The organism is Phenylobacterium sp. (assembly GCF_036263695.1).
Taxonomy (GTDB): Bacteria; Pseudomonadota; Alphaproteobacteria; order Caulobacterales; family Caulobacteraceae; genus Phenylobacterium.
In genome coordinates this window covers 1-12,791 of the sequence record NZ_DATAGM010000371.1, presented here as the reverse complement: position 1 = coordinate 12,791, position 12,791 = coordinate 1, and the positions used below count along the sequence as shown (strand labels likewise).

The window sequence follows — 12,791 nt, the reverse complement described above, 5'->3', positions numbered from 1 at the left end:
GTCGGCCCAGCGGTTCACGTGGGTCTGGCCCATGCGCAGGGTCAGGCCTTTCTGGAAGGCGGCGCCGAACGGCAGGAAGGCGGGGATGCCGCCGTACACGCCTGGGATCGAAACGATCCCGCCCGGTTGGCAGGCCATGATCGCCTCCCGCAGGGCGATCGGCCGCTCGGTCTCGAATTTCATCGCCGTCAGCGCCCGGTCGAACAGGGTGTGCAGCACATCCCCGCCATCGGCCTCGATGCCGACGGCGTCGATGCACTTCTCCGGCCCCTGGCCGCCGGTCAGCTCCTTCAGGGCCTCGAGGACGTTCTCCTTCGAGTAGTCGATCACGTCCGTCGCGCCGGCCCGGCGGGCCATGGCCATCCGCTCCGGCTGCTTCTCGATGGCGATGATCTTCTCGGCGCCCCGGATTCTGGCGCTCTGGATCGCGAACAGGCCCACGGGTCCCGCGCCCCAGACGGCGACCGTGTCGCCGGGCTTGATCTCCGCCTGCGCCGCCGCCTGCCAGCCAGTGGGCAGGATGTCGCCGAGGAACAGCACCTGCTCGTCCGAGACGTCCTTCGGCACGACGATGGGACCGTTGTCGGCATAAGGCACGCGGACGAACTCGGCCTGGCCGCCGGCGTAGCCGCCGGTGATCGCCGAGTACCCGAACAGGCCCGCGGTCGTGTAGCCGTAGAATTTCGCCGCCAGCTCGGCGTTGCGGTTGGAGTTCTGGCAGACCGAGTAGTTGCCCCGCGCGCACTGCTCGCACTCGCCGCACCAGATGGTGAAGGGCACGACGACCTTGTCGCCGATCTTCAGCCGCACGACTTGGCTGCCGATCTCCACCACCTCGCCCATGAACTCGTGGCCGAGCACGTCGCCCTTGCACATGGAGGGGATGAAGCCGTTCATCAGGTGCAGGTCCGAGCCGCAGATGGCGCAGCTGGTGACCTTGATGATCGCGTCCCGCGCTTCTTCGATCTCGGGTTCAGGCACTTCCTCGCAGCGGATGTCCTTCTTGCCTTGCCAGGTGATGGCCCGCATCACGCCGCCTCCTTCAGATACTTCTGCCCGCTCGAGGAATTCTTCAGCCGCGCCAGCCGGCCGCTGGCGATGGCGTCGATGGCGGTAACGCCGGCCACGGCGGCGGTCGCGGCCATGGCCGTCTTCCGCTTCGGATTGTCGTACCGCATCGCGACCGCCAGCGCCGCCAGGTCCAGCGCGTCCCCGCCGACCCGGGCCATCAGCCACTGCGGATTGGCGGGCGCGGACAGCACGCCGACGCCGGTGGCGATCTCCCGCGCCCCGAAGGCGCGGATCAGCCAGGCGGCGGCCGGCGGCAGGCCGAGCGCTCGGGCTATGGGGCCGGCCGCGGCGATCTCACTGACGCCGAGGGCGATGCTAAACCAGCCCAGTCCGCCGGAGACGAGGGGCGTGACGGCCGGCTTGGCCCTCACCCGGTCGAGATGAACTTTCATGCGCATCGGGCTCCTTTGGGGGGCTCAACCTGCAGATCGGCGGGGCCGTTCCGCCGGACGGCGGATTTGGTGAGTCGCGTCTGCATCCGCGGCTGCGTCCGCTCCGTAGCTCGTCTGGAGGCGCCGGCGGCCGGGATGGCCGAGCGGGCGGCCTTCTCAACGAAAGGACGGAAACGCCATGGCTTTCGGCAGCGAATCCAAGTTCGGCTTCGGCTCGGGCGACAGCTTTTTCTCAACCCTGCAGGACGCGCCCTTCCGACAGGCCGACAAATTCTTCCGCGCGAAGATCGACGACCTGAACGGTTCGGGGGTCGAGGGGGAGGTGCTGGCGTTCTTCGACGACGACACCGACAAGCTGACGCTGATCGTCACCGCCGATGGGCTGGAAGAAAATCAGGTGCACCTGATGCACGTGCACGGTTTCACCGACGGGCGGGACGCTAGGATCCCGGACCTGAGGGACGACACCGACAAGGACGGCTACATCGAGCTGCTTGAAGGGGTGCCGGACTATGGCGGCATCCTGCTGAACGTGAAGCTGAACCACGCCGACGGCAGCGGCGGCGACAACGGGCACAGCCACGAAGGCGACTTCGCAGGTTTCCCGCTCGCCCCAGACGGCGAAATCCGGTTCATGGAAACCTTCCAGCTGCCTGCCGATATGCTGAACGCGCAGGCGAACCTTCAGAACTATCACTTCGTCATCCACGGCATGTCCACGCCCGCCAGCGACGGCGTCGGCACCGGAGGTGAGGTGAACGGGACGGCGGGCTACAAGCTGGTCCTGCCGGTGGCGATCGGGGACTTCGAGCAGATCTCCCGAGGTGAAGCTTTCCGGGAATTCGCGCAGGCGAAGGGTGACGCCCTGCGCGAGGCTATTCAGGACAGAGCCGACGTGTTCGTCAGCAAACTGACGTCTCATCTGAGTTCGAGCTTCGACTCGTTCTTCTGATGGGCGGGCCCGGGCGCCGTCAGCCCCGGCGCCCGGGCTTCGCTCCGCCGTGTGAGCTTCTGAGTCGCTTTCCGACAGAGGCGCGCACGGTGTACTGCAAAGCCTGAACTCGAGCGCATCACAGGCTTTGCATGACCGACCTCACCCGCCGCTCCGCCCTGGCGCTCGCCGCCGCGGCGGCCCTGGTCCCCGCCCTGGCCCGCGCGCAGGAGCGCGAGCCGGTGGTCTGGGACCTCACCGAGCTCTACCCGACCCTGGCGGCCTGGGAGGCGGAGAAGAACGCCATCGTCGCCCCCTGCCGGGGCTCTCGGCCCACAAGGGCAAGCTCGGCGAGAGCGCCGCCTCGTTGCGCGCGGCCCTGCAGGCGGTTTCGGACCTGAACCGGCGGCTCAACCGGATGTTCGTTTACGCCGGCCTCAAGGCGGACGAGAACCTGCAGATCGCCGCCGACCAGGAACGGCGCCAGCAGGCGACCGCCGTCTACGCCCAGTTCGCCGAAGCCGTCGCCTGGATGGAGCCGGAGCTGCTGACCGTCGGCCAGGAGAAGGTGATGGGCTTCGTGGCCGCCGAGCCCGGCCTGAAGAATTTCCGATTCCAGCTCACCGACCTGTTCCGCCGCGCGCCGCACATCTTGACGCCGGAAGGCGAGAAGGTGCTGGCCCTGGCCATCGACCCGATCTCCGGCGTGAACGAGATCCGCAACCAGCTGGTGCTGTCCGACATCCCCTGGCCGGAGATCACCCTCCAGGGCCGCGGCAAGATCCGGCTCGACAACCAGGGCTACACCATCGCCCGCCAGTCTCCGATCCGGGCGGAGCGCAAGCAGGTGTTCGACCTGATGTTCGGGACCTACAAGGCCTACGGCAGCACCTTGGGCGCCAACCTCTCGACCCAGATCCGCGCCGACATCTTCCAAGCCAAGGCCCGCAACTACGGCTCGGCCCTCGAGGCGGCGCTCGGCCCGCCCAACATCCCGACCAGCGTCTACCGGACCCTGGTCGCCGAGGCGAACCGCGGGTTGCCGGTGCTGCACCGCTACTTCGATATCCGCCGCCGGCTGCTCGGCCTGCCGGACATGCACTACTACGACATCTATCCGCCCACCACGAAGCTGGACCGGGTGTTCACCCTGGAGGAGTCGCGCAAGCTGACCCTGGAGGCGGTGAAGCCGCTGGGGTCCGAGTACGTCCAGGAACTCTCCCGCGGAACCGCCGCCCGCTGGACCCACGCCTATCCCCAAAAGGGCAAGCGCTCCGGCGCCTATGTCAACGGCGGCGCCTACGACGTCCACCCGTACGTGCTGCTCAACCACACCGACGACTACGAGGGCCTGACCACCTACGCCCACGAGTGGGGCCACGCGATCCACACGGTGCTGTCCAACAAAAACCAGCCCTACGAGACCGCCAACTACCCCACCTTCACGGCCGAGGTCGCCTCGACGGTCAACGAGGCGCTGCTGTTCGATCTGATGTTCAAGCAGGCCAAGTCGAACGCCGAGAAGCTCTACTACCTCGACAAGCTGTGCGAGACCTTCCGCGGCACCTTCTACCGCCAGACCATGTTCGCCGAGTTCGAGCTGGCCATCCACGAGTCGGCCGAAACGGGCGAGGCGCTCTCGGGCGAGCGGCTCACGGCCATGTACCTGGACCTGCTCAAGAAATACCACGGCCCCAACGTGGTCATCGACCCGGCCTACGCGACCGAGTGGGCCTACATCCAACACTTCTACTTCAACTTCTACGTCTTCCAGTACGCCACCAGCGTCACCGCGGCGACCTACTTCGCCGAGCAGATCCGCACGGTCGGCGCCAAGGCGGCCCAGGCCTACCTCGGCGTCCTGAAGGCCGGCGGCTCCGACTACGGTTACGAGGTCCTCAAGCGCAACGGCGCCGACCTGGCGACCCCGGCCCCCTACCAGGCCCTGGTCTCGCGGTTCGCCAAGACCCTGGACCAGATGGAAGCGCTGATGGCCTGACGCGTGACTGGTTGCGCGAAGCACTACCTGTCACCCACCCCGGGGATGGTGACAGGTAGCGCCGCGGGCGGCGCAACCAGTCACCGCCGGCCTCAGCCGGCCACCAGCTCGCCGGCCAAGGCCTGCTCGATCAGCGCCACGGTCCGCTCGATCCCGAAGATCGCCACGAAGGAGCCGAAGCGCGGGCCCTGGCTCTGGCCGAGGAGCACCTCGTAGAGGGCCTGGAACCAGGCGCGCAGGGGCTCGAAGCCGGCGGTCTTGCCGGCCTCGTAGACCTCGTTCTGGATCGCTTCCGCGTCCTGGCAGCCGGCGGGCAGGGCCTTCAGCCGCCGGACCAGGTCCTGCATGGCGGCGCGTTCCTGCTCGGTCGGACCGCGGAACCTCTTCGCCGGCCGGACGAAGTCCTCGTAGTAGTTGATGGCGTAGCCGGCCAGGCGGTCGAGCAGCGGCTCACTCTGCGGGGTGGCCCCCGGCAGGTAGCGCGACAGGAAGCCCCAGAGGATCTCCTTGGTGGAGGCGTCGCCGGCGCTGACCAGGTTGAGCAGCAGCGAGAAGGACACGGGCGAACCCTTGTCCGGCGGGTTCCCGCGGTGGACGTGCCAGGCCGGGTTGTCGATCTGGGCCGAGTTGTCGCCTTCGGCGCGCTTGCGGATCAGCGCGTCGAGCTGCTGCAGATATTCGTCGGCCGCCTTGGGGATGACGTCGAAGTAAAGCCGCTTGGCGGACTTCGGCGACTGGTACAGGTAGTAAGCCAGGCTCTCGGGCGCGCCGTAGCGCAGCCACTCCTCCATGGTCAGCCCGTTGCCCTTGGACTTGGAGATCTTCTGGTTATTTTCGTCCATGAAGAGCTCGAAGTGGAAAGTCTCCGGCGGGACGCCGCCGAGAACCTTGCACACCTGGGTGGACACCTTGACCGAGTCGATCAGGTCCTTGCCGCTCATCTCATAGTCAACTTCGAGTGCGGTCCATCGCAGCGCCCAGTCCGGCCGCCACTGCATCTTCACGCCCCCGCCGGTGACCGGGACCTCGGTGAGTTCGCCGTCCTCGTCGCGGAACACGATGGTGCCGCGCTCGAGATGGCGCTCCAGCGTCGGGACCTGCAGCACCCGCCCGGTCTTGGGGCTGATCGGCAGGAAGGGCGAATAGGTCGCCCGCCGCTCCTCGCCGAGAGTCGGCAGCATGATCTTCTGAATGTCGTCGAACCGCTCCAGCGCCCGAAGCAGCACCGGATCGAACCGGCCGGAGGTGTAGCACTCCGTGGCCGACATGAACTCGTATTCGAAGCCAAAGCTGTCGAGGAAGGCGAGCAGCCGGGCGTTGTTGTGGGCGCCGAAGCTCTCGTGCTCACCGAACGGGTCTCGCACCCGGGTCACCGGCTTGTTCAGATCCTGCTCCAGGAGGTGCGGGTTCGGCACGTTGCCTGGAACCTTCCTCAGCCCGTCCATGTCGTCGGAGAACACGATGAGCCGCGTCGGGATCGCGTCCTCCGTCAGCGCCCGAAAGGCGGTGCGCACTGTGGATGGGCGCGAGACCTCGAGGAAGGTGCCCAGGTGCGGAAGGCCCGAGGCGCCGTAGCCGCATTGCAGCACGACCGGCCTGGCGAGCGCCGGGAAAGTCCTCACCGCCTCGTAGGCCTTGCCCTCGTTGATCAGGCTGGCGGCCAGGTCGCGCTCGGCGTCCGAGAGGCGCAGGCGCAGGATGCGGGCGAGCAGGCTGCGCGCTTCGGCGAAGGGCCAACTCTTGGCCTCGCGGGCCTGATGGGAAAGTCCCTGAAGCATGGGCGGCGAGTAGCGTCATCGCCGTGGCTTCACAAGCGGAACCAACGGCGGCGCTTCGCGTCATTCGCAGCGGAGCTTGCCTGGGATCACCTCATGAACCGCCTTCTCATCGCCAAGCGCGCCCTGGGCGTCCTTTCGATCGGCATTGGCCTGGCCGCCTGCGTTGCGCCCCAGCGGCTGGCGCGGATGATCGGCCTGGACGCCGATCCGGGGATGATGAGCGCCTTCGGGGCCCGCGAGATCGCCGCCGGCTCCGGCCTGCTCTCGCCGGTCGAGCCCGGCCCGTGGCTGTGGATGCGCGTCGGCGGCGACGTCATGGACCTGGCCGCCCTCGGCGGGGCGGTGAAGCGCGACAATCCCCGCCGGGCGGTGGCCGCCGCCGTCGCGGCGGTCGTCGGCGTGATCACCATCATCGACCTGGCGCTCGCCGCCCGCTCGATGATCAACAAGCGCGAGAACGAAGCGGCGGCGGCGTAACGCTCTAGGTTTCACTCACCAGGAAGTGCCCGCGCAACGCGGCCACCGGATTCTGCCGCTCCTCCTGCCAGGCTTCGACGTGGACGTTGGCGACGCGTCGGCCGACTTTGCGCACGTCGGCCCGGGCGTAGGTGGTCAGCGCCCGCGCGGGGCGCAGGTATTCGATGGTGATGTCGATGGTCTTGGCCGGCCGGGACGTCTTCTGCGCCAGGGCGAGCTGGGCAAGCGCCGTCATCTCCATCATCGCCCCGACCACGCCGCCGTGCAGCGCCGGAAGAAAGGTGTTGCCGACGATATGCGGCGCGAACGGCAGGATGGCCGTCATCTCGTCGCCCGCCAGTTCCGCCCGCAAACCGATGAACCGGGCGTAGGGCGTCCGCGTCAGGTAGGCCTGCAGCCGCTCGGCCGCCGCTTCGCTCACGCCGGCGCTCCCGACAGCATGAAGGCCGCCTGGGCGGTGGCCACTGGATCGTCCGGCGTGACGTCCCAGGCCTGCGCCCGCACGAAGGCCACCGAGCGGGTCAGCTTGTAACAGTGGGCCTCGGCGGTGATCCCGGCCCGCGGCTCGGCGGGGCGCAGGTAGTCGATCCGCAGGTCAAGCGTGGCGGTCATCGAGGTGTCGCCGCGCGCGGCCTTGATCGCCAAGCCGCAGCAGTGGTCGAGCAGGGCGGTCACGACGCCGCCGGCGATCACCCCGGTCTCAGCGTCCCCGACCAGGTCCTCGCGCCAGGGCACCCGCAGCGAGCCGCAGTCGTCGCTGACCGAGACCACCTCCATGCCCAGCGCCGCCCCATGGGGCACGTTGCGGATCATGTGCTCGGCGATGGCGGCGGCGGGAAGCTGTGGGGTGGCGGCCATGTGACGGCTTAAGGCCGGGCTGCTGGGCGCGTCAACGCAGACCCCGCGTCATCTGCGTAGGGAAAGCCCCCTCTCCGCCCCTGGAGAGGGGGTCCCTCGGGCGGGAGCCCCCCAGCCCCAAACCGCTAGCGGCGCGCCAGCTGGATCGTGCTCTCGCCCCGGTGGAGGGCGGTGACGCTCGGAGCGTCCAGCTGGGCCACGGCCTTGTCGACCATCTCGCCCCGGCAGGCGCGGACCGCCATCTGCACCCGCATCGACCGGTCGCCGTCGCCGCCGCAGAAGCGGTCGGCGGCCAGGCGGATGCGGCGCAGCGCCGACTGGGCGCCCGGCTCGGTGGCGATGTTCAGGTCGCCCAGCCGGACGACCATGGACTCCTCGGCGGCCTTGGCCAGGTTCGGCGCCAGCAGCAGGACGGCCGAGGTGATCACGATGATGCGCTTCATTGCCTTCTCTCCCTTTTCCTGCGCCGTCTTCTCGTGGGGCGGCGCGATGTCAGGGGTGTAGGGCGGCGGGGGGAATGCGTGCAGGTGCAGCGTCATGGCGTCGGCCTGCGCACGGCGCCGCCGCGATTTGCGTCCCTTGCCTGCAACGGTTGCGCAGCGCCGCGGAACCGTTGCGCGGCGTGTGCGCGTTCTGCGCCAGAGCGGCGCTGACGTCCGCAGGAGATGATACTGTGATGAAGATGGTTCTGATCGGTGCGGCCGCGGCGCTGGGCCTCGCGGCGTGCACACCTGGCAGCAGCGAAGGCGAGCCTCAGGGCTCGAAGGTCGGCGCGGCGATGCCGGACACCAGTGCGCCGCGCGACGCCAATGCTGCGATGACCGCGCCGGACGCCGGAGCGACAGGAATAGTTCCTGCCGATGGATCGCAGCCGGCGGTGGCGCCGACGCCCCAGGTGGGCAGCGCAGGCGGCTCGCCGGGAGCCGTTGATGCTACGCCGTCCACGCCTGCGCCCGCTCCGGCCCAGTAGCTCAAACGGCCACCAGGGCGCCGGTGGCGATGGCCATGACGACCGCCACGAGGGGCGTCAGGGCGAGGGCGATGTTGGCCAGGCCGGCGAGGGGAAAAGCAGTATTCGTCATATGGAACTCTCCGCGATCTCTTTCGCGACGCGATGTTGCGTCCGTCTGGGTGGCGGTATAGTTCGACAGGATGGTGAATACCCGTTAAGTCTGGTTCATGACCGCGAATTCACAACCTGAACACTTGGTAATGCGGGCCAGTCTCGCCTTTGCGCCGTGATCCGGCCCCAGGATCTGCTCTGTCCGAAACCTGAGGGGCTCTACTGCGCCCCTGGCGACTTCTACATCGACCCGGTCCGGCCGGTGGCCCGGGCGGTCATCACCCACGGCCATTCCGACCACGCCCGCGCGGGCCACGGCTCCGTGCTGGCGACGCCCGAGACCCTCGACATCATGGCCGAGCGCTACGGCGAGGGCTTCGCCGAATCCCGGCAGGCCGCTCCGTACGGCGAGGCGGTGGCCCGCGACGACGTGGAGGTGACCCTGGTCCCGGCCGGCCACGTGCTCGGCTCGGCCCAGGCGGTGGTGCGCTGGAAGGGGCTGACTATGGTCGTGTCCGGCGACTACAAGCGCCGCCGCGATCCGACGTGCGCGGCCTTCGAGCCGGTCCCGTGCGACGTTTTCATCTCGGAGGCGACCTTCGGCCTGCCGGTCTTCCGCCACCCGGACGATGCGGAGGAGATCCGCCGGTTGCTGCGTTCGGTGCGCCAGTTCCCCGAGCGCAGCCACATCGTCGGCGCCTACGCCCTCGGCAAGGCCCAACGGATCATCGCGCTGCTGCGCGAGGCGGGCTGGGAGGCGCCCATCTATGTCCACGGCGCCCTGGAGCGGCTCAACCGCCTCTACCAGGACCAGGGGGTCGACCTCGGCCCGTTGGAGCCGGCCACCACCGGCGCCAAGAAGGCCGACTTCGCCGGCCAGATCATCGTCGCCCCGCCCGGCGCCCTGGCCGACCGCTGGAGCCGCCGCTTCCCCGACCCCGTCGCCGCCTTCGCCTCCGGCTGGATGCGGGTCCGCGCCCGCGCGCGCCAGCGCGGCGTCGAGCTGCCGCTGGTCATCTCCGACCACGCCGACTGGGACGAGCTCACTGCGACGATTGACGAAATCCGCCCGGGCGAGCTGTGGATCACCCACGGCCGCGAGGAAGCCCTCGCCCGCTGGGCCGAACTGCACGGCGTGCCCGCCCGCGCCCTGGCGCTGGTCGGCTACGAGGAAGAAGACGACGATTGAGCACCAAACGTCATCCCGGAGAGCCGCGAAGCGGCCTCATCCGGGACCCAGAGCGCGCGGCCCCTGGGTCCCGGCTCCTCGCTACGCTGCGGCCGGGATGACGGTAAGGTAAGGACATGCGCGCCTTCGCCGACCTGCTCGACCGCCTGTCGCTGACGGGCTCGCGCAACGCCAAGCTGACCCTGGTGCGGGACTATCTGGCGGCGACGCCCGATCCTGACCGCGGGTGGGGGCTGGCGGCGCTGACGGGCGAGCTGGTGTTCCACGCCGCCAAGCCGGCCTTCATCCGCAAGGCGGTGGAGGAGCGGATGGACCCGATCCTGTTCCGCTGGTCCTACGACTATGTGGGCGACCTCGCCGAAACCGTCGCCCTGGTCTGGCCGCAGCGGCCGGGCGCCAACCGCGAGCCGGAGCTGTCGGAGGTGGTCGAGGCGCTGCGCTCGGCTTCACGGGCCGAGGTCCAGCGGCTGATCGAGGGCTGGCTGGACGCGCTGGAGCCCACCTCCCGCTGGGCGCTGCTGAAGCTGATGACCGGCGAGCTGCGGGTCGGCTTCTCGGCGCGCCTGGCCAAGCAGGCCGCGGCGGACCTGGGGCCTGTGCCCGTCTCCGAGGTCGAGGAGGTCTGGCACGCCCTGCACCCCCCGTACGAGGATCTGTTCGCTTGGCTGGAGGGCCGCTCGGACCGGCCAAGCGCCATCTCGCCCGGGCGCTTCCGGCCGGTGATGCTGGCCCAGGCGATCGACGAGGAAGTCGACTTCGGCAAGCTCGATGCAGCCGACTACGCGGCCGAGTGGAAATGGGACGGCATCCGCGTGCAGGCGGTCTCCGAGGCCGGCATCCGCAGGCTCTACACCCGCACCGGCGACGACATCTCCCGCACCTTCCCAGACGTGCTGGAGAGCCTGAACTACGAGGGCGTGCTGGACGGCGAGCTGCTGGTGGTGCGGGACGGCAAGGTCGCCCCCTTCGCCGACCTGCAGCAGCGGCTGAACCGCAAGAGCGTCGACGGCAAGCTGATGGCGGCCTACCCCGCCGCGATCCGCGCCTACGACCTGCTTGCCGACGGCGCCGACGACGTGCGGCCGCTGCCGTTCGGCGAGCGGCGCAAGCGGCTGGAGGCGTTCGTTGGCCGGCTCGGCTCAGCGCGCATCGACCTGTCGCCCCTGCAGCCCTTCGAGACCTGGGGCGAACTCGCCGACCTGCGCGCCAGCCCCCCGCCGGGCGATCCGGAGATCGCCGAGGGGCTGATGCTCAAGCGCTGGGATTCCATCTATGAGGCCGGGCGGCCGAAGGGCCCCTGGTTCAAGTGGAAGCGGGACCCGTTCCTGATCGACGCGGTGCTGATGTACGCACAGCGCGGCCACGGAAAGCGGTCCAGCTACTACTCCGACTACACCTTCGGCGTCTGGTGCGAGGGGCCGGACGGGGGCCGCATGCTGACCCCCGTGGGCAAGGCCTACTTCGGCTTCACCGACCAGGAGCTGCTGCAGCTCGACAAGTTCGTCCGCGACAACACCACCGAGCGCTTTGGGCCGGTCCGCGCCGTGAAAGCCGAGCCCCACGCCGGCCTCGTCCTCGAGGTGGCCTTTGAAGGCCTGCAGCGCTCCACCCGCCACAAGAGCGGCGTCGCCATGCGATTTCCCAGGATCAGCCGCATCCGCTGGGACAAACCGCCCGGCGAGGCGGACGAGCTTTCCACGCTGGAGCGGATGCTCGAGAGGTTGGAGGCTCGTTGACCAAGCCTCCTCTCCCCCGACCCGAAGGGCGAGGGGAGAGGATTGAGGAGAGGGGTGGAGCGGCCTCGCCGCTGCGCGGGCGTCCGATCGACCTGCCGCAAGGTTCGACCATCCGGTGCGGGTTCGGCCGCCGCTCCGCCCCTCTCCCAACCCTCTCCCCTCGGGCTGCGCCTCGGGGGAGAGGAGGCGCTAGCTGATCTCGCCTTCCAGAAACGCCCACAGATCCCCGCCCTCGAACTTCAGCCCCCGCACACCGGCCCGGCGGGCCGCCTCCACGTCGGCGTCCTTGTCGCCGACCATCAGCGAGCGGGCGACGTCGACGGGAAAGTCCTCCATGGCCTGCAGCAGCATGCCCGGGTTGGGCTTCCGCAGCGGCGGGTCGGGGTGGCGGTAGGCCTCCACCTTGGCCTCCGGGTGGTGCGGACAGTGGTAGATGGCGTCGATGCGGGCGCCCTCTTCGGCGAGGGCGGCGGCCATCTTCTCGTGCAGGGCGACCATGTCGGCTTCGGTGTAGTAGCCGCGGCCGATGCCCGACTGGTTGGTCACCACGATCACCAGCCAGCCGGCCTCGTTCGCCGCGCGCACGGCCCGCGCCGCGCCGGGGATGAAGCGGAAGTCCTCCCAGCGGCTGACGTAGCCCAGGTCCTCGTTGAGGACGCCGTCGCGGTCGAGGAACAGGGTGGGGCGGAGCTGATCGGTCACGGCGCCTGTATAAGCAGAATCGCGGGGCCATTTCGCCGCCCGGAATGCGCCGCTATGGTCGGCGCGGTTCCGTAAAGCGTCAGGAGAGGCCTTTGGCTCCCCGTTCCACCCCCGTGCTCGAGCTGAAGGACCTGAAGGTCGACTTCAAGACCCATGACGGCGTCGTCAACGCCGTCCGCGGGGTGTCCCTGCAGGTCGGGCGCGGCGAGACCCTGGGCGTGGTGGGCGAGAGCGGGTCCGGCAAGAGTCAGACCTTCATGGCGGTGATGGGCCTGCTGGCCCAGAACGGTCGCGCCTCCGGCTCGGCGACCTTCCAGGGCAAGGAGCTGCTGGCGCTGAAGCCCACCGAGCTGAACAAGATCCGCGGCTCGAAGATGACCATGATCTTCCAGGACCCGCTGACTGCGCTCACGCCGCACGTGCGGATCAGCGAGCAGATCGCCGAGCCGCTGCGGCTGCACCTGGGCCTCTCCGGCGCCGACGCGGAGAAGCGGGCCCGGGAATGGCTGGAGCATGTCCGCATCCCCGAGGCCGCCCGGCGCATGCGCCAGTATCCGCACGAACTTTCCGGCGGCATGCGCCAGCGGGTGATGAT

15 protein-coding genes are annotated in these 12,791 nt (G+C 69.2%); 8 read left to right on the top strand and 7 right to left on the bottom strand.

What is annotated here, in order from left to right; translation table 11 throughout:
* Both VHK87_RS15150 and VHK87_RS15145 read right to left on the bottom strand, forming a co-directional pair.
* Positions 1–1,029 (bottom strand): zinc-dependent alcohol dehydrogenase (locus tag VHK87_RS15150; RefSeq protein ID WP_329635726.1); only part of this gene is annotated, 1,029 nt, incomplete at its 3' end.
* Positions 1,029–1,463: a hypothetical protein gene (locus VHK87_RS15145; RefSeq protein ID WP_329635725.1), complete on the bottom strand. Its 435-nt coding sequence runs from the start codon at positions 1,461–1,463 to the stop codon at positions 1,029–1,031. The genes VHK87_RS15145 and VHK87_RS15150, both read right to left, overlap by 1 nt.
* A 178-nt stretch (positions 1,464–1,641) precedes the next feature.
* Here VHK87_RS15145 and VHK87_RS15140 point away from each other — a divergent pair, with 178 nt between their 5' ends.
* The 3 genes from VHK87_RS15140 to VHK87_RS15130 all read left to right on the top strand — a co-directional run bounded on the left by VHK87_RS15140 (position 1,642) and on the right by VHK87_RS15130 (position 4,393).
* On the top strand, positions 1,642–2,415 hold the full coding sequence (locus tag VHK87_RS15140) for a hypothetical protein (RefSeq protein WP_329635724.1): 774 nt from the start codon (positions 1,642–1,644) through the stop codon (positions 2,413–2,415).
* Positions 2,416–2,546: 131 nt separating this feature from the next.
* Positions 2,547–2,795, top strand: a complete 249-nt coding sequence (locus VHK87_RS15135; RefSeq protein WP_329635723.1) for a hypothetical protein — start codon at positions 2,547–2,549, stop codon at positions 2,793–2,795.
* On the top strand, positions 2,762–4,393 hold the full coding sequence (locus VHK87_RS15130) for a M3 family oligoendopeptidase (protein ID WP_329635722.1): 1,632 nt from the start codon (positions 2,762–2,764) through the stop codon (positions 4,391–4,393). Before VHK87_RS15135 ends, VHK87_RS15130 begins: the two co-directional genes overlap by 34 nt.
* A 92-nt stretch (positions 4,394–4,485) precedes the next feature.
* Here VHK87_RS15130 and VHK87_RS15125 read toward each other — a convergent pair whose 3' ends face one another.
* Complete coding sequence (locus VHK87_RS15125; RefSeq protein ID WP_329635721.1) at positions 4,486–6,171, bottom strand: lysine--tRNA ligase; 1,686 nt, start codon at positions 6,169–6,171, stop codon at positions 4,486–4,488.
* Between the two features lie 93 nt (positions 6,172–6,264).
* Between VHK87_RS15125 and VHK87_RS15120 the strand changes: the two genes are divergently transcribed.
* Positions 6,265–6,648, top strand: a complete 384-nt coding sequence (locus tag VHK87_RS15120; RefSeq protein ID WP_329635720.1) for a hypothetical protein — start codon at positions 6,265–6,267, stop codon at positions 6,646–6,648.
* A 4-nt stretch (positions 6,649–6,652) separates the two neighbouring features.
* Here the strand turns inward: VHK87_RS15120 and VHK87_RS15115 are convergent, their stop codons facing one another.
* The 3 genes from VHK87_RS15115 to VHK87_RS15105 form a co-directional block, all read right to left on the bottom strand.
* Positions 6,653–7,069, bottom strand: coding sequence for a PaaI family thioesterase (locus VHK87_RS15115; protein ID WP_329635719.1), 417 nt, complete (start codon positions 7,067–7,069; stop codon positions 6,653–6,655).
* The gene (locus VHK87_RS15110) at positions 7,066–7,506 is read right to left on the bottom strand and encodes a PaaI family thioesterase (RefSeq protein WP_329635718.1); all 441 of its coding nucleotides are present in this window, start codon (positions 7,504–7,506) and stop codon (positions 7,066–7,068) included. The genes VHK87_RS15115 and VHK87_RS15110 overlap by 4 nt, the downstream gene beginning before the upstream one ends.
* A gap of 125 nt (positions 7,507–7,631) precedes the next feature.
* On the bottom strand, positions 7,632–7,949 hold the full coding sequence (locus VHK87_RS15105; protein WP_329635717.1) for a UrcA family protein: 318 nt from the start codon (positions 7,947–7,949) through the stop codon (positions 7,632–7,634).
* 233 nt (positions 7,950–8,182) lie between these two features.
* Here VHK87_RS15105 and VHK87_RS15100 point away from each other — a divergent pair, with 233 nt between their 5' ends.
* The 3 genes from VHK87_RS15100 (at position 8,183) to VHK87_RS15090 (ending at position 11,494) form a co-directional block, all read left to right on the top strand.
* Positions 8,183–8,476, top strand: a complete 294-nt coding sequence (locus VHK87_RS15100; RefSeq protein WP_329635716.1) for a hypothetical protein — start codon at positions 8,183–8,185, stop codon at positions 8,474–8,476.
* Between the two features lie 268 nt (positions 8,477–8,744).
* Positions 8,745–9,758 (top strand): ligase-associated DNA damage response exonuclease, encoded by a 1,014-nt coding sequence (locus tag VHK87_RS15095; RefSeq protein ID WP_329635715.1) that lies wholly within the window; start codon positions 8,745–8,747, stop codon positions 9,756–9,758.
* Positions 9,759–9,874: 116 nt separating this feature from the next.
* Entirely contained in the window at positions 9,875–11,494 is a 1,620-nt protein-coding gene (locus tag VHK87_RS15090; protein ID WP_329635714.1) for a cisplatin damage response ATP-dependent DNA ligase, read from the top strand.
* Positions 11,495–11,683: 189 nt separating this feature from the next.
* Here VHK87_RS15090 and VHK87_RS15085 read toward each other — a convergent pair whose 3' ends face one another.
* The gene (locus tag VHK87_RS15085; RefSeq protein WP_329635713.1) at positions 11,684–12,196 is read right to left on the bottom strand and encodes an HAD family hydrolase; all 513 of its coding nucleotides are present in this window, start codon (positions 12,194–12,196) and stop codon (positions 11,684–11,686) included.
* A 92-nt stretch (positions 12,197–12,288) separates the two neighbouring features.
* Between VHK87_RS15085 and VHK87_RS15080 the strand changes: the two genes are divergently transcribed.
* The coding region (locus VHK87_RS15080) for an ATP-binding cassette domain-containing protein (RefSeq protein ID WP_329635712.1) at positions 12,289–12,791 on the top strand (503 nt) is incomplete at its 3' end.